This is a genomic window from Thalassospira sp. NFXS8 (genome assembly GCF_040148805.1).
Lineage (GTDB): Bacteria > Pseudomonadota > Alphaproteobacteria > Rhodospirillales > Thalassospiraceae > Thalassospira.
Window position 1 is genome coordinate 1,577,262 of the sequence record NZ_JAGEMF010000001.1, and the last position, 15,683, is coordinate 1,592,944.

The window sequence follows — 15,683 nt, forward strand, 5'->3', positions numbered from 1 at the left end:
GTGTCTGAACATTACGACCTTCTGGTCGTTGGCGGCGGCATTAACGGGGCAGGTATCGCCCGTGATGCCGCCGGACGCGGCCTGTCTGTTCTGCTGGTCGAACAGCACGACCTTGCATCGGCCACCTCGTCATCCTCAACCAAACTGATCCACGGCGGATTGCGCTATCTTGAACATTACGAGTTTCGACTGGTTCGCGAAGCCTTGCAGGAACGCGAAGTGCTGCTGGCCGCGGCCCCGCATATCATTTGGCCGTTAACCTTTGTTTTGCCGCATCATCGGGGCCTGCGCCCCAAATGGATGCTTCGTGCCGGGTTGTTTTTATATGACCATCTGGCAAAACGAAAACGCCTGCCCGCCTCGCGCGCCCTGCCATTGCGCGGCACAAAAGAAGGCGAAGCCCTTAAACCCGCATTCACCAGCGGTTTTTCCTATTCCGATTGCTGGGTCGATGATGCAAGGCTGGTGGTGCTAAATGCGCTGGATGCCCAATCACGCGGGGCCGTTATTAAAACCCGCACACGCTGTATCGCCCTTTCGCGAGATGCCAACACATGGACATCCACCCTTTGCACCAGCGACGCTGGCAAGAATGGCAATTGTGACAATCGCCAATCCACCGTTACAGCCCGCGCCGTCGTCAACGCCGCCGGGCCATGGGTGACCGATATGGTTAGGCAGGCGGGCCTTGGTGACAAGGCGGCCGGCTTGCGGCTGGTTAAAGGCAGCCACATTGTTGTCCCTCGCATTCACCCGCACGATCATTGCTATATTTTTCAAAATGGCGACGGTCGCATTGCCTTTGCCATCCCCTATCAGGGCGATTACACCCTGATCGGCACCACCGATATTCCCTATGACGGCGACCCTGCCGACGTTAACATCAGCGATGGCGAGGTTGCCTATCTGCTGGATCTTGTAAACGGCTATCTTGCCAGGCCGCTAACACAGGCTGATGTGGTGTGGCATTATTCGGGCGTGCGTCCGCTTTATGATGACAAAAACAGCAATGCATCCGCCGTAACGCGCGACTATGTTTTTGACCTTGATACCGGCGGCCATACCGCCCCGGCAATCCTGTCGATCTATGGTGGTAAAATCACCACCTATCGCCGGTTAGCCGAACACGCCATGCAAAAACTGGCCCCGGTTTTAGGCAATAACAGGCCCGACTGGACAGCAACCGCCACCTTGCCCGGCGGCAACATGGCGGATGGCAATTTTCAGCATTTTTTAAACGATGTAAAAACCCGTTTGCCGTGGCTGCCCGGCCCAATCGTCGAACGCTGGGCGCATTGTTACGGCACCCGCCTGTTTGATCTGGTCGACACGGCACAAGAACCAAAAGACCTTGGCCCCCAAATCGCCCCCGACCTTTACGAGGTCGAACTTCGTTTTCTGGTACATCAGGAATGGGCCACATCCGCCGAGGATGTTTTATGGCGGCGCACCAAACTTGGCCTTGGCATGACAAACAAGGATATCGAGGCTGTTCGTAACTGGTTTTCCCGCAATACCGACCAGCTTGCGGCCCGGTAACACCGAATACACCAAGGTTGCAAAGACCTGCCTATTTGCGCAGGTCATCCCACTTCACAAATTCGTGGGCGATATAATCTTCCATCATGAAGCGCCACAGGCGTTCGGCGATGTTTTCATCTAACCCGTCGATTTTGCACTGGGCCTTAACCTTGGCGATCACGTCTTCGATGCGGGCTTCATCGCGTACAGCATCGCGCGATTGTTTAATGCGCGCAGCCTGTTCGATATAGCCCAGCCGTTCGGCCAGCAATCCGACCAAAACCCGGTCAAGACGGTCCACATTTTCGCGAACATCCTGCATGGTTTCGCACGGCACAGCTTTCATCGCTTGGGCATCCTTTTTTAGTGACAATCAGGTTTGATATCTTGCCTGATACAACAAGGGCGGTGGATTTACCACCGCCCTTGCACGTTTTTACGCCCTTGACAATCAGTAGGCGTACTCGCGAAACACCGGGTCAACCGATCCTTCCCAACGGGTTTCGTAAAGGTCCAAAAACTCGTCGGCAAGGGTGCGGCCACTTTGCGCCACATCTTCCAGACTTTCGATGAAATGGCTTTCATCGTCGCCATAACTGTCCAGCTTGGCGCGGTTTTTAAGGCCCTGTTTGGAAATCGCCAGGACTTCCTTCGCCAGATCCTGCATGGTGCCATTTTTAAACGGCGTCTGCATCCCCAATTTGGGCACATCATTGCGCAGGGCTTCGCGTTCCTCGGTGCTCAGATTTTTCACCAGGTTCCAGGCGGCATCAAGGCTGGCGCTGTCATACAGCAAACCAACCCAAAACGCCGGCAATGCACAAATACGGCGCCATGGGCCGCCATCGGCACCGCGCATTTCCAAAAACTTTTTCAGGCGCACTTCGGGGAAGGCCGTGGTCATATGGTCCGACCAGTCATTCATGGTTGGGCGTTCACCCGGCAGCACATCAAGTTTGCCTGCCATGAAATCGCGGAAGGATTTGCCCGACGCATCAATATATTTGCCATCGCGATAGACAAAATACATCGGCACATCAAGCATATAGTCCGTATAGCGTTCAAAGCCGAAACTGTCTTCGAACACGAACGGCAACATGCCGCAACGATCCGGGTCGGTATCGGTCCAGACGCGGGATCGCGCCGAAAGATACCCGCTGGGTTTGCCATCGACAAAGGGCGATGCGGCAAACAGGGCCGTTGCCACGGGTTGCAGGGCCAGCGAGGTTCTGAATTTGTGCGCCATGTCAGCTTCGGAGTCGAAATCCAGATTGACCTGGATGGTCGAGGTCCGCAGCATCATGTCCAGGCCCAGCGACCCGACCTTGGGCATATAATTGCGCATGATGTCGTAGCGGCCCTTGGGCATCCACGGAATATCATCGCGCGCCCATTTGGGCTGATGGCCAACGCCAAGCATATCAATATCCAGCCCCGAACAAACTTCACGAATTTCATGAAGATGCTGGTGCACTTCACCACAGGTCTGGTGAATGTTTTTAAGTGGCGCACCGGAAAGTTCGATCTGCCCGCCCGGTTCCAGCGACACCGAACATTTATCCTTGGAAAGGGCAATCACATTGCCGTTTTCCAAAATCGGGTCCCAGTCGAACCGTTCGGCAAGGGCGGTAAGCAGGGCCTTGACCCCGCGTTCCCCTTCATAGGGGATGGGGCGTAAATCTTCGCGGGTGAAGGCGAATTTTTCATGCTCGGTTCCAATGGCCCAGTCGCGTTTGGGTTTGCACCCGGACTCGAACCATTCAACAAGCTGCGCCCGGCTTTCAATTTCCGGGCTGTCCCCGGTAGCGGCACTGACACTCATAAGGGTCTTCCTTAATCTCTCGTAACGGGGCGGGCCGACCAGTCGCCAATCCGGTCCTGATAAACCGCCAATGCCGCAATTGCCGCCGTTTCAGCCCGCAAAATACGCGGGCCAAGGCTGACAGCCGTGGCAAAGGACTGTTTTCTGATCCGGTCAATTTCGTCTGGCGCAAAGCCGCCTTCGGGTCCAATCACGAGTGTATGGTTAACAACATTGTTGTTGTCGATAGCCGAGCCAGCGGCTTTTGCCAAGGATTCTGTCAGCACATCACCAATCGGTGATCCCGAACCTGTCTCGTCACAAAACAGCAAGTGGTTGTTTTCGGGCCAGTTTGCCAGCCAATCATACAATTTTACCGGCTGATCAATTTCTGGCACATCCAGACGTTCGCTTTGCTCGGCAGCCTCGATCACCTGGGCCTGCAAACGATCCAGTCGCACCTTGTCGGTAATGCTGTGTGCGGTAATGATCGGCATTAACCGCGACACGCCAAGTTCAACCGACTTTTCAATCAGAAAATCCAGCCGCTGTTTTTTGATCGGCGCAAAGGCCAATGCCGGGCCGTTGCTGTTTTGCTGATCGCGCAAACGGGTTTCAACGCTGACCATGCCTTTCTTTTTGCGCAACTCGGAAATGGTCGCCAACCATTCTCCATCCATGCCATTAAATATCTTTACCGACGTTCCGGGCTTGAGGCGCATGACATGTTCAAGGTAATGAGACTGTTCGGGTGACAGTGCAATTTCCGCCCCGGCGGTGATGGCATCGGCAACGAAAAGTCTTTGACGGGCGCGTGGTGTATCCTGATGCATCGATCGTCCCCGAAGCGGATTGAAAGTTTGTGATCATTTTGCAAGATGTAAAATCTTGCCAGCGTTAAACAGGGTTATTATGGCACAGGTCAACCAACCGTTAAATCAAACGAAAAACGATATGCCCGCCGATGGCTGGGTTGACAAATACATGCCCGTCCCTGTGCGCCCTTACCTGAAGCTGGCCCGTATGGACCGGCCCATTGGCACATGGCTGGTGTTGCTGCCCTGCTGGTGGTCCACCGCCATGGCATCGAACGGTGCGCCGGACTGGAAAATGTTTGTGTTGTTTGCCATTGGGGCCCTGGTCATGCGTGGAGCGGGTTGTGTGGTTAATGACCTGGCCGATCGCAATTATGATGGCAAGGTAGAACGCACCGCCACCCGCCCCATTCCATCGGGCCAAATTAAAATATGGCAGGCCTTTGCCTTTTTGGGGCTATTACTGCTGATCGGGCTTGCCGTGCTGGTGCAGTTTCGCATCGAGGCGATTATTGTTGGCATTTGTTCACTGCCGCTGGTCTTTACCTATCCATTCATGAAACGCATCACCTATTGGCCGCAGGCCTTTTTGGGGCTGACCTTTAACTGGGGGGCGTTTGTCGGCTGGGCGGCTGTCACCGGCACCATCGCCCCTGCCGCCGTTGCCATGTATGTGGCAGGTGTTTTCTGGACCCTGGGCTATGACACCATCTATGCCCACCAGGACAAAGAAGACGATATTAAAATCGGCGTTAAATCGCTGGCACTGCGCCTGGGCGATGCCACGCCGCAATGGGCCCTGGGGTTTTACTGTGTGACCACCGCCCTTTTGGCAGTATCGGGCGGGCTGGCCGGGCTACACTGGGTTTATTTCCCCCTGCTGGCCCTTTCCTGCCTGCATCTGGTGTGGCAGGTGCGCACGGTTAATATTGATGATGCGGCCAATTGCCTGAAACGGTTTAAATCGAACCGCGATTTTGCCTTGCTGGTTACAGCCAGCATTATCATTGCCAATATAGTTGGTCATAGCGGGGCATTTTAACGCCCCGCACCGGGCCCATATCCATCACGGCTGTTGCATGCCACCCCCAAAACACGTACTTGGGCGCAGGTTCATCGCGGTAACACAGGAAAACGCGCACAATGGAAAATGTCTTTGCCGATGCGCTGGTCCCCCAGGTTGACGACCCGCAATTTGCCGATCTGATTGCGACCTTTACCGTCCCTGCCCGCGTGCCGTTAACGCCCGAAATTGAAATGTACCTGGCAACCCATATCACCCCGCTGTGGCAAGCGACCGAGGATATTTTGGGCGTGCTGGACATTCCCCCGCCCTATTGGGCCTTTGCCTGGCCCGGTGGGCAGGCGATTACCCGATACATACTGGATAATCCCGACCTGGTACGGGGCAAACGGGTGCTGGATTTTGCCTGTGGTGGCGGCATGCAGGCCATTGCGTGCGTCATGATGGGCGCTGCCGACGTGGTTGCCAACGATATTGACCCGGTCGCCATTACCGCCACCCGGTTAAATGCCGCGCGCAATAATGTCGATTTTGTCACCCTGACCGACAATCTGGTGGGCACAAGCAGCCCTGAAAAACGCTGGGATGTGATTTTTGCCGGGGATGTTTGTTATCAGCAGGATATGGCCGATGCGGTATTGCAATGGCTGATGGCCGAGGCCCTTTTGGGCACCCGGGTTATTCTGGCCGATCCGGGCCGCACCTATGCCCCGACGCGCAATATCGACGAACTTGAAACCTATGACGTGCCGGTTGATGTCGCGGTAGAGGATACCGACACAAAATTCACCCGTGTATGGCAATTATTACCTGATCGCACCCGCTAGATTTCCCATAAAAAATCCCCGATCACCACACTGGCAATCGGGGATTTTTATACTGCGCCAACCGCTATTTATTCCGGTAACGGCTTGCCTTTGGTTTCAGGCAGGAACCACGGCACAATCAGGCCAATGACGTAAACACTGCCCATGATCAGGGCCGCATGGGAAAGACCGCCCATGGTAGAAACCATCACGCCTGCAATAATCGGGAATATCCAGGCGACCAGCCGGGCCGCGTTGAAAATAAAACCTGCTGCCGTGGCACGCACCACCGAGCTAAACAGTTCGACCAGATAAATCGCCATCCAGCTAAAGGCAAAACCAAGGGTGAAAACACCGTTGAAAAACGCGATCACCATAAAGGTTTCAAGGTCGCCCTGCCATGTATAGGTCAGAATGGAAAAACCCAGCGACCCGGCAAAAGTTAAAAACAGGTACAAACGCCGCCCCAAAGCATCGGCAACAAAACCCGACGCGACATAGGCACAAATAGCACCAATATTGTATATCAACGACATGCGCGGCGCCCACACCCCGGCCGGTTCGCCGTGCAAATGGGCCAGTTGTTCGGTATAGCCCGGCATCCAGCTTGAAACAGCCCACCAGCCAACTGTCGTTACAAATGACAGGATCGTGGTTAAAATCACCAGGCGGCGACTTTCGGCATTGCGGAAAATTTCGGCCAGGGTAAACGGCCGTGCCCCCTTGCCTTCCTTTTCGGCCTGGCGCTGCGCCTTGACCGCACTGGCCCATTTTTCAGACTCATCAAGCGCGCGACGTAAATACAGCACGCAAAAAGCCGGCAATGCGCCAACGGCAAAAATCAGACGCCAGCTTTCAGCACCCAACGGCTGATAATGCGACAGAAAATACCAGACCACTGCGGCAAGCAACGCACCGCCCCCAAAACCTGACTGCAAAAACCCGCAGCCCTTGGGGCGGGCTTTATCCGGCCATGTTTCCGAAACCAGGGCAATGCCCGTGCTCCATTCGCTGCCAATTGCAAGCCCGGTGACAAACCGCAACAATGCAAGGGTGGCGAAACTGGTGCTAAAAGCCGTCAGGCCGGTAAACAGCGCATAAAAGAAAATCGAAAACATCATCATGCGCTTGCGACCGATATAATCGCTTAACACACCGCCAATCAGGCCGCCAATGCCCCAGCCCAACAGGGTAATGCCAATCGCCAGACCGGCATAAAAAGATGGTGTTTGGGCCTGTTCCGGGGTCAGCAGGCTTTTCATGGCAAACGGCAATGACAGCACAAGGGCAAAGGCCTCGAAACCATCAAAAATCCAGCCTAGATAACTGCCCCACAGGGTCCGCCAGTGCTGTTTGGTCAGGCCGCGATACCAGGGCGAATTTACCCCTGAAGCATCCGGCGCTTGACCCTCTCTTTCCTGAAAATTCATCATCCTCCCTTTCATTCTCGCATTTGCGATTTTGTAGATTTGCGCCTTGCATGCACTATTTCTCTTAATATTACTGACCTTGATAGGTTATATTTCGGGCTGTACAAATGAAATTTCGTAACGCTAAATATGACAAATTTTCATACTTATGCCTGTCACTACAGCGAGGTTGCGCATGGTTAGCCGCTTGCCATCAATTGCCTGCCTGCGTGCCGCCGAAGCCGTTGCCCGACATCGCAGCTTCAGCCGGGCCGCGATTGAACTGAACCTTACACAGACGGCAATCAGCCATCAGATCCGCAAACTTGAAGAACTGCTGGGCACCGGGCTTTTTTTAAGGACCGGCCGCACCATTAGCCTCACGCCACAGGGCGAGGATTATCTGGCCGATATTCGCCCGTTGGTGGTGGGCATTTCCCATGCCACCGACCGCCTTGCCAGCGGCAAGCGCGACAATGTGCTTCGGATCGGGGCGCCTGGCACCTTTTTGCTTAAATGCCTGGCCCCGCGCATTGGCGAATTTATTGCCCTGCATCCCGATATTGATGTTCGGATGCTCACCCTTGACCCCTACCGGGTTAGCGACCGCGATGGCACCGGGGATTTCAAGGATCTAAGCCTGATTGTCCGCTATGGGCTGGGAACTTTTCCCGGCCATGACGCCTATAAAATCAGTACTGAACGGATTTTTCCGGTTTGCAGCCCGACCCTGATTGGCAACAGGCAGCCACCGCTTGACCCGGCTGAACTTTCGCGCCATCGGGTCATTCGCACCACAACCCCGTTATTACTGCGCGATGACTGGCCCTTGTGGCTGGAAACAGCAGGCGTGCCCGGCCTTGGCTTTGACAACGAAATTACCTGCGATTTATTGTATTCCTGCTTTGAGCTTGCCATTCACGGCGTTGGCATGGTGATGGGCCGCACCCCATTGATCGACGCAGACATCGCCGCTGGTCGCCTGATCGCGCCGTTTTCACAAAGTTTGCTATCTGCATCGGGGTATTTTCTAACCGCCCCCTATGGCAGCCGCGCCAACGAGCCGGTACGCCTGTTTCGCGACTGGTTTATGGGAACTTTTGCCAGCGAAGACCCCTATTTCAACAGTTCCGCCACCCCGGTCAGCTCCGATACCTCTGACGATGGGTTACGTTGAAACACCGAACAGGTCAGGGCGTGCGCAAACCATTTTGGGCAAAGCGAAATTCCGGGTCTTCGATCAGGCGGATGATAAAATCGGGATGCGGCACATGCCCGGCGCGCCTGGCAACATATTGCAGCATTTGCCACTGGTTGCGCGCCGGAAAACGCCGGTTTTGTGCTGCAATGTCGGCAATGGCAAACACATCGCCCGGTGAAAATTCGCACCCGTACCGCGCCACATAGGCACCAACGCGTGAAACAGCCTGCCCGCAATCAAGGGTAAGGCCCGCCGCCGGGATTTGCACATAGTCGTAATGTTTTCCCAGCGATTCAGTGGCGTGCATATGCGAAAGCTGGTCCGGGTTCAGCCAGTTAATTGCCACACGGACTGTTGCCCCCGCGCACGACGTTATGGTGGCAGGCACCGCGCCATAGCCGGTTAAATGGGCGCAATACACAATGTCGTGGTCGTGCATCCAGCCCTGCGTTACCGGTATATCGCCCCCCTCAAAGGGTTTGGCATATTTGCGCGCCAGTTGCAGCGGCGACCGGTTGGACCCGGCGGCCAAAACCGGCACCCGGCCATATAACAGTCTTTCAATGTCAGCGCCTGCATCGGCATCGGCATCGGCATCGGTGGCAAACCGGGTTACGGTGCCAGCGCGCAAGATAAAATCATAATCCGGGGCAGCATAAGGATATAAAAGCGCGCGCAGGAGGTCCTGCGCGCGCGGATGCTGTTCGACCTGCAAACGCAAATCGGCGTCCGCAATCAGGACGGTGTCAGAACGGGCAAACATCGACGGGATCAATCAGTTTTCGACGACCCGGTAACGGCAATTGCAGTTATCAACATTCTGCCATGCCAGCTTTGACCATTCCTTTTCGGCCTGCTCGAAGCTGGCGAAGGGGCCATGGCGTTCTTCCGAACCGCCAACCGGCTTTTCAAATTCGGTGTCTTCATATTCGCCACCAACAACCCAGTATTCGTCCAGGCGTTCAATGCGGTAACGTGAATTGGCATCGTCGACCGACTGCCAGGCCAGTTTTGACCATTCTTTTTCGGCATCTTCAAAGGTGCCGAACGGGCCTACTTTGGTTTCTTCGCCAACGGGCGCTTCAAAACCGGTATCCTGATAGGTGCCCCCGATAACCCAGTAATTGGCCATCTGTGCGTCCCTCGTTTTCTTGGTGAAGTGGAAATGCCGCATCTGTGGGCAATGCGACCGATTCTGCCCACTGTATATCCAATCGACATAAGAACCAAAACCGACAATTTCAATAATATTGCCATGCAACGGACGCATGACCGTCGTTTAATTGCCAGTTTTGGCGGCAAACCTGCTTTTCACGGCGCATTTGGGCAACCGCCCGCGCCCAAACTTGTTTCAAAACAGAACAAGGAGAACAACAATGCGAGCAAGCAAGATTAAAAACATCGGTATGGCCGGCATGATTTCACTGGGCGCGGCTTTGGCCCTGTCTGCCTGTGGATCAACCACCACGGTTAACAGCACCGATATCGATGTTGATAGCAACGACATGACCGAAGCAGGTACCGTATTGGTTAATCAGGGTTATCAGCCCTTAACCGGAACGTCGCTGGTTTCTGCGATTACCAATCATACATTTTCGTACCGCGATGGCGACAAGGACGCCAATGTCAATGTGACCTATTTTGAAAATGGTGTCGCCTCCATGACCTGGTCTGACGATGACGGCGACCGCGGGATGAAAAAACGCCTGTGGACGGTCGAACAAAGCAAATATCTGTGCCTGTGGGATAGCAGTGAGGAAGACGAGTGCGCCACGATATTTACCAAAGCAGGCCAGATCGCCACAATCGATAATGATGGTGAAATTCACTATATGACACAATCATAACAGCGTTGGGCCGTTACACGGCCATTTCAACATGATGCGTCCCGTGCAAACCTTGTGTTTGCACGGGTTTTTTGTCTTTAATTTGCTAATCCCGGCCCGATCTTAGCGGCATTTGCCGTCACCGGGTGTCGCCCTCGGCGCGCCACATACTGGACAAGTCCCCCATGGCGTATTACCACCTGTGACCATGTTTTTAATGCGGTCAGCCACATCTGCCCGCCCCACAAGATTGCGGTGCCATGCCCTATCAGTCTTTGCGCGACTTCATTGACGACCTGGAAAAAAAAGGCCAGCTGATACGTGTTAGCGAGCCGGTTTCGCCCCATCTGGAGATGACCGAAATTCAAACCCGCTTGCTGGCCGAAGGCGGCCCGGCGGTGATATTTGAAAATGTCGTCGGCGAAGATGGCCATAAATATGACATGCCGGTTCTGGTAAACCTGTTTGGCACCGTTGAACGTGTTGCCGCCGGAATGAACCGCAAGCCCGAAGAACTGCGCGAAGTGGGCGAAACACTGGCCTTTTTAAAACAGCCCGAACCCCCGGGAAGTTTGCGCGAAGCCTTTTCGATGCTACCGCTGGCCAAAACCGTGATGGCGATGAAGCCCAAAACGGTATCGAAGGCCCCCTGTCAGGAAATTGTGCTGACCGGCGATGACATCGACCTTGGCAAACTGCCCATTCAGGGCTGCTGGCCCGGCGAACCTGCCCCGCTGATCACGTGGCCGCTGGTGGTGACCCAAGGCCCGTCTGTGGGCGAAAAAGGTGGCGACAAACGCGATGTGTTCAATCTGGGCATTTATCGCATGCAGGTGCTGGGCAAGGACAAGGCGATTATGCGCTGGCTCAAGCATCGTGGCGGGGCACAGCACCATGCCCGCTGGAAAAACATCAAACGCGATCCGCTGCCATGCGCTGTTGTGCTGGGCGCTGACCCTGGCACCATTCTGGCCGCAGTTACCCCCGTGCCCGATACCTTATCGGAATATCAGTTTGCCGGGCTTTTGCGCGGGGAAAAGGTAGAACTGGTTGATTGCAAAACCATCCCGCTTAAGGTGCCCGCCACCGCCGAGATTGTGCTGGAAGGCCATGTATCCCTTGATGAATACGCGCCCGAAGGCCCCTATGGCGACCATACCGGTTATTATAATTCGGTCGAAAACTTCCCGGTTTTCACCATTACCGCCATCACCATGCGCAAAAAGCCGATTTACCTGTCAACCTTCACCGGCCGCCCGCCAGATGAACCATCGGTTCTGGGCGAAGCATTAAACGACGTTTTTGTGCCATTGTTACAACAGCAATTTACCGAAATCGTCGATTTCTGGCTGCCGCCCGAAGGTTGCAGCTATCGCATTGCCGTGGTGTCAATGAAAAAGGCCTATCCCGGCCATGCCAAGCGCGTAATGATGGGGGTGTGGTCGTTCCTGCGGCAATTTATGTACACCAAATTCGTGATTGTGGTGGATGACGACATTAATGTGCGCGACTGGAAAGACGTGATGTGGGCAATATCCACCCGCATGGACCCGGTGCGCGACATTACCACCATCACCGACACCCCGATTGATTATCTGGATTTCGCATCACCCGAAAGCGGGCTGGGCGGCAAACTGGGCATGGATGCCACCAATAAACTGCCCCCGGAAACCCACCGCGAATGGGGCGAAAAACTATATATGCCCGATGACATCATCGACCGCGTTGATGAAAAATGGGAACGCTATGGCCTGCCGGGCAGTGGCACCAAAATCTGGAAATAACAAACCGCATAAAACGGGCCGCTTCAAATGAACGGCCCGTTTTTGTATCTGGCCTGGCACATCTGTGTGTCACGTCTGCTTTGGCAAAATCGTTACACATAAATTCCTGACAGCGATAATCACGTCGTAAAGCCAAAAATCAGAAATCGGCTACCAGCCTGACAAAGAACAATCACTGGGCTTTTCTAATTACGATAAAATACCCAGTGATCGCCGTTTTCATCGGCTTTTTTGTTCCAGTAAAACTGGGGCGCATCACAAATAAAATCCTCAACCCGGACAGCAGTGGTGCATAAATTGGCATTGCCCACAACATCACGCACATAATCAGGTTCAACCTGTTGCCAGCTCATGGGGGGCGGGGCGGTATCATCGGCCACACACAAGGCAAACTGTTTATCTTGTGCAAAGGGAATCAGCTTCATTTCCGAGCTTAGCTTTCCGCCATCGCGCGTCACAAATAACACATCAAAAAACGGCCCTTCGGGATTATCGCGGTCAACCCAGCCGGCAATGCGGTCAATTTGGCCATCACAGGTAAAATCCCCGACCAGAATTTGATGCATGTTGCGGGCGGCATATTGACCGGCCTGCATACGCATCTCGCGATACAGGTCATTGTCGGTTACCGGGCCTGCCTGGTCATCGTGGTTTGTCTGTTTATCCGCAGGTGCGCTAATGGCGGCATTTGCCGTTCCCTGCGCGATACTTTTTGTGTCCGTTGCCGTCGACATCTTACCAGATGACGCCGTTTCCCCCGCAATCCCCGGTTTGTTCACGACGTGCCCGGGTTGAGCATTTCCCGCAGTTCCTGCAGTTCCCGCCTGAGCCTGGGAAATCTGGGTGGCAGCAACAAGACCGGTCAGGCCATAAAGAATATAACAGGTGGCAAGTTTCGGCATTGTTGTCTCCGTCAGGCGTGCCCGGTTTTGAAAGTACACTGCCAATCACGTCAGACGCATTTAAAGGCAGGCGCGTAAATGTTCGCGCCACTATGGCAGGGCAAGATTAAAATTTACAGATGCGCTAAAGTTACAGAATAAAATTATTCAGAACATGACCAATTTTGATTATGACGTACCACGGTTACATCCAGTCATCACGCATTTCAGCAGTAATAAACACATAGGCCCGTTCATGCGGCCCTGCATCACGTGGCTCTGATCCATGCAGGGCATGGATGCTATTGGGGAAAATAACCAATTGGTTGGCCCGGTAGGGCACATTAACCCGGCATTCGACGGCATTTTCGTCTATCTCGAAGGTTGTGCCGGCATTATCCGTCGGGCCGTTTTTCCAGGCAAACAAATCCAGCCCGCCGCCTTTTGTGTCATCAACCGCATCGCGAAAATACAACAATGCCGAAAACAACCGGTTTGGTGCATCAAGATGGGCGCGGCGATGGCTGCCATATACTTTGCCGGGGCTGATCAGTTCCAGCCGCGCATCACACAAAACATCGTAATGCTCAAAATCGTCTGCCTCCATCAGGCCAAACCGGGCATCAGCAGGCGATAATTGCGGCTGGTTTTCGGGCCATGAATTGCCAAACAGGGTGCGAATGGCAAAATAAATACCCGACTGAACATGTCGGGCGGTAAAGGCACGCCAACAGGACGGATAAAATTCCAGATCGCGAAACATACGGGCCGATATGGGCATTCGCACATTACCTTTGCGGCTGGCCCCGGCTTGCTGGTCCATCATGGTTGGGCGACTGGCCTGCAACGCATCGAACAGGACCGGATCAAGGGCATTATCAATCACCATATGCGGAAACGGTGCCTGGCGAATTTCGGCCCGGCCGGCATTTTCCAGAATGGTGCCCTTCATAACAATCCCCTCATTTGTCGCAGCAAGTTCAAACTATAGGCGAAATTTTCCCCAAAACCATCAAATTGGGCTGTTCCCCTTTGCGCATTGGCACTTGGCTACCTATAACGGTGATAAGACACTTTGTGTGAAAAGGAATATCAATGCCCAAAACTGAAATGACGCTTGATCGCATCAATGACCTGTTGGCCCGTGCGAAAAAGGCCGGCGCAGATGACGCGGATGCCGTTTATGTCGAAGGCACATCGCTTTCGGTGGCTCAACGGTTGGGCAAACTGGAAAAACTGGAACGCTCCGAAGGGGCCGATCTGGGGTTGCGGGTGCTGATTGGCAAGAAACAGGCTGTTGTTTCATCGTCAGATACCAGCGACAGCGCCCTTGACGAACTGGTCGAACGCTGTGTTGCCATGGCGAAAAATGCTTTGGACGACCCGTTTTGCGGCATTGCCGACCCGTCAGAGCTGGCCGAAACATTTGATATTGACGGGTTGGAATTGTGCGAACCGGGCGAAGTAGACCAGGATAAACTGATATCCTGGGCGGCAGCGTGTGAAGAAGCCGCGCGCTCGGTCGATGGCATTACCAATTCCGAAGGGGCGGATGCCGGATGGGGCCGCCACCAGATTACACTGGCCGCCACCAACGGCTTTGCCAACAGCTATGCCGGCAGCGGCAGCCACATTTCGGTATCCGTGCTGGCCGGGACCGGCACGGCAATGGAACGCGATTATGATTATGACAGTGCGGTTTTTTCAACCGACCTTCGCGACCCGGCCGATATTGGCCGCATGGCCGCCGAAAAAACCCTGCGTCGCCTCAACCCGCGCAAAATCAAAAGCATGCAGGTGCCGATCATTATGGACCCGCGGGTTTCCGCCTCCATCGTTGGGCATCTCGCCGGTGCCATTAACGGATCGGGCATTGCGCGCGGTACCAGTTTCCTGATCAGCATGATGGACAAGGAAATTTTCGGCCCCAACATCACCATTGTTGATGACCCACATCGTAAACGCGGCCTGCGGTCCAAACCGTTTGATGCCGAAGGGGTTGCCAATATGAAGCGCAATCTGGTTGAAAACGGGGTTTTGAAAACCTGGATCATGGATTTGCGATCTGCCCGCCAGCTGGGCCTGAAATCAACCGGGAACGCATCACGCGGGGCAGGCAGCCTGCCCGGCCCGTCGACCACCAACCTTTACATGGAACCGGGCACCATCAGCCCGGCCGACATGATCAAGGATGTAAAACAGGGCCTTTATGTGACCGAAATGATCGGCAGCAGTGTAAATGGCGTTACGGGCGACTATTCACGCGGCGCGTCGGGCTACTGGATTGAAAATGGCGAACTGGCCTATCCGGTTTCGGAAATTACCGTGGCGGGCAATTTGAAGGAAATGTTCAAATCCGTTACGCCAGCCAGTGATTTGACCTTTAAATATGGCACCAACGCCCCGACCCTGCGCATTGATGGCCTGACAATCGCCGGGCAATAACACCCCTGTGCCGTATTGGGTCAACCCGGGTCCACAAGGCCACTCATCGGCCCGGACCAAACGGTTGCGACCTTGATGGTGCAAGCCACGATGCCTGATGTAATAACAATCTCCCCGCATCACTGAAGGGTGCGGGGAGATGATCAAACGTCGTTTCAACGAAACACCCG

The 15,683-nt window shown here is 54.4% G+C and carries 15 protein-coding genes; 7 read left to right on the forward strand and 8 right to left on the reverse strand.

The window, feature by feature from the left end; all coding sequences use genetic code 11:
* The gene (glpD, locus tag J4E05_RS07190; protein ID WP_349593788.1) at window positions 1-1,539 is read left to right on the forward strand and encodes a glycerol-3-phosphate dehydrogenase; all 1,539 of its coding nucleotides are present in this window, start codon (window positions 1-3) and stop codon (window positions 1,537-1,539) included.
* Window positions 1,540-1,570: 31 nt separating this feature from the next.
* Here the strand turns inward: glpD and J4E05_RS07195 are convergent, their stop codons facing one another.
* From J4E05_RS07195 to J4E05_RS07205, 3 genes are all read right to left on the reverse strand, one after another.
* The gene (locus J4E05_RS07195; protein ID WP_085592567.1) at window positions 1,571-1,867 is read right to left on the reverse strand and encodes a chorismate mutase; all 297 of its coding nucleotides are present in this window, start codon (window positions 1,865-1,867) and stop codon (window positions 1,571-1,573) included.
* 105 nt (window positions 1,868-1,972) lie between these two features.
* Window positions 1,973-3,343, reverse strand: coding sequence for a glutamate--cysteine ligase (locus J4E05_RS07200; protein WP_349593791.1), 1,371 nt, complete (start codon window positions 3,341-3,343; stop codon window positions 1,973-1,975).
* A gap of 11 nt (window positions 3,344-3,354) precedes the next feature.
* A complete protein-coding gene (locus J4E05_RS07205) occupies window positions 3,355-4,155 on the reverse strand; it encodes a 16S rRNA (uracil(1498)-N(3))-methyltransferase (protein WP_349593794.1) in 801 nt (266 codons plus the stop codon).
* 79 nt (window positions 4,156-4,234) lie between these two features.
* On the opposite strand from J4E05_RS07205, the gene ubiA reads away from it, so the two are divergent.
* Together ubiA and J4E05_RS07215 are read left to right on the forward strand one after the other, a co-directional pair.
* Window positions 4,235-5,179, forward strand: coding sequence for a 4-hydroxybenzoate octaprenyltransferase (gene ubiA, locus J4E05_RS07210; protein WP_349593796.1), 945 nt, complete (start codon window positions 4,235-4,237; stop codon window positions 5,177-5,179).
* 101 nt (window positions 5,180-5,280) lie between these two features.
* Window positions 5,281-5,988: a class I SAM-dependent methyltransferase gene (locus J4E05_RS07215; RefSeq protein WP_085592559.1), complete on the forward strand. Its 708-nt coding sequence runs from the start codon at window positions 5,281-5,283 to the stop codon at window positions 5,986-5,988.
* Between the two features lie 68 nt (window positions 5,989-6,056).
* On the opposite strand, the gene J4E05_RS07220 is transcribed toward J4E05_RS07215, so the two are convergent.
* Window positions 6,057-7,400: an MFS transporter gene (locus tag J4E05_RS07220; protein WP_349593799.1), complete on the reverse strand. Its 1,344-nt coding sequence runs from the start codon at window positions 7,398-7,400 to the stop codon at window positions 6,057-6,059.
* Window positions 7,401-7,572: 172 nt separating this feature from the next.
* Between J4E05_RS07220 and J4E05_RS07225 the strand changes: the two genes are divergently transcribed.
* Window positions 7,573-8,553, forward strand: a complete 981-nt coding sequence (locus tag J4E05_RS07225) for a LysR substrate-binding domain-containing protein (RefSeq protein ID WP_349593802.1) — start codon at window positions 7,573-7,575, stop codon at window positions 8,551-8,553.
* Window positions 8,554-8,566: 13 nt separating this feature from the next.
* On the opposite strand, the gene J4E05_RS07230 is transcribed toward J4E05_RS07225, so the two are convergent.
* Both J4E05_RS07230 and J4E05_RS07235 read right to left on the reverse strand, forming a co-directional pair.
* On the reverse strand, window positions 8,567-9,340 hold the full coding sequence (locus J4E05_RS07230; protein WP_349593804.1) for a hypothetical protein: 774 nt from the start codon (window positions 9,338-9,340) through the stop codon (window positions 8,567-8,569).
* 12 nt (window positions 9,341-9,352) lie between these two features.
* Window positions 9,353-9,709: a DUF4170 domain-containing protein gene (locus J4E05_RS07235; protein ID WP_085592551.1), complete on the reverse strand. Its 357-nt coding sequence runs from the start codon at window positions 9,707-9,709 to the stop codon at window positions 9,353-9,355.
* Between the two features lie 244 nt (window positions 9,710-9,953).
* Here J4E05_RS07235 and J4E05_RS07240 point away from each other — a divergent pair, with 244 nt between their 5' ends.
* Together J4E05_RS07240 and J4E05_RS07245 are read left to right on the forward strand one after the other, a co-directional pair.
* Window positions 9,954-10,424 carry a hypothetical protein gene (locus tag J4E05_RS07240; protein WP_349593807.1) on the forward strand — a complete coding sequence of 157 codons (471 nt, stop codon included), beginning with the start codon at window positions 9,954-9,956 and terminating at the stop codon, window positions 10,422-10,424.
* Window positions 10,425-10,663: 239 nt separating this feature from the next.
* Window positions 10,664-12,187 carry a UbiD family decarboxylase gene (locus tag J4E05_RS07245; RefSeq protein WP_349593810.1) on the forward strand — a complete coding sequence of 508 codons (1,524 nt, stop codon included), beginning with the start codon at window positions 10,664-10,666 and terminating at the stop codon, window positions 12,185-12,187.
* 185 nt (window positions 12,188-12,372) lie between these two features.
* Here the strand turns inward: J4E05_RS07245 and J4E05_RS07250 are convergent, their stop codons facing one another.
* Together J4E05_RS07250 and J4E05_RS07255 are read right to left on the reverse strand one after the other, a co-directional pair.
* Window positions 12,373-13,089, reverse strand: coding sequence for a hypothetical protein (locus J4E05_RS07250; protein ID WP_349593813.1), 717 nt, complete (start codon window positions 13,087-13,089; stop codon window positions 12,373-12,375).
* Between the two features lie 184 nt (window positions 13,090-13,273).
* The gene (locus J4E05_RS07255) at window positions 13,274-14,020 is read right to left on the reverse strand and encodes a 2OG-Fe(II) oxygenase (RefSeq protein WP_349593816.1); all 747 of its coding nucleotides are present in this window, start codon (window positions 14,018-14,020) and stop codon (window positions 13,274-13,276) included.
* A 143-nt stretch (window positions 14,021-14,163) separates the two neighbouring features.
* Here J4E05_RS07255 and J4E05_RS07260 point away from each other — a divergent pair, with 143 nt between their 5' ends.
* Window positions 14,164-15,513, forward strand: coding sequence for a TldD/PmbA family protein (locus tag J4E05_RS07260; RefSeq protein WP_085592539.1), 1,350 nt, complete (start codon window positions 14,164-14,166; stop codon window positions 15,511-15,513).
* The last annotated feature ends 170 nt before the right edge of the window (window positions 15,514-15,683 follow it).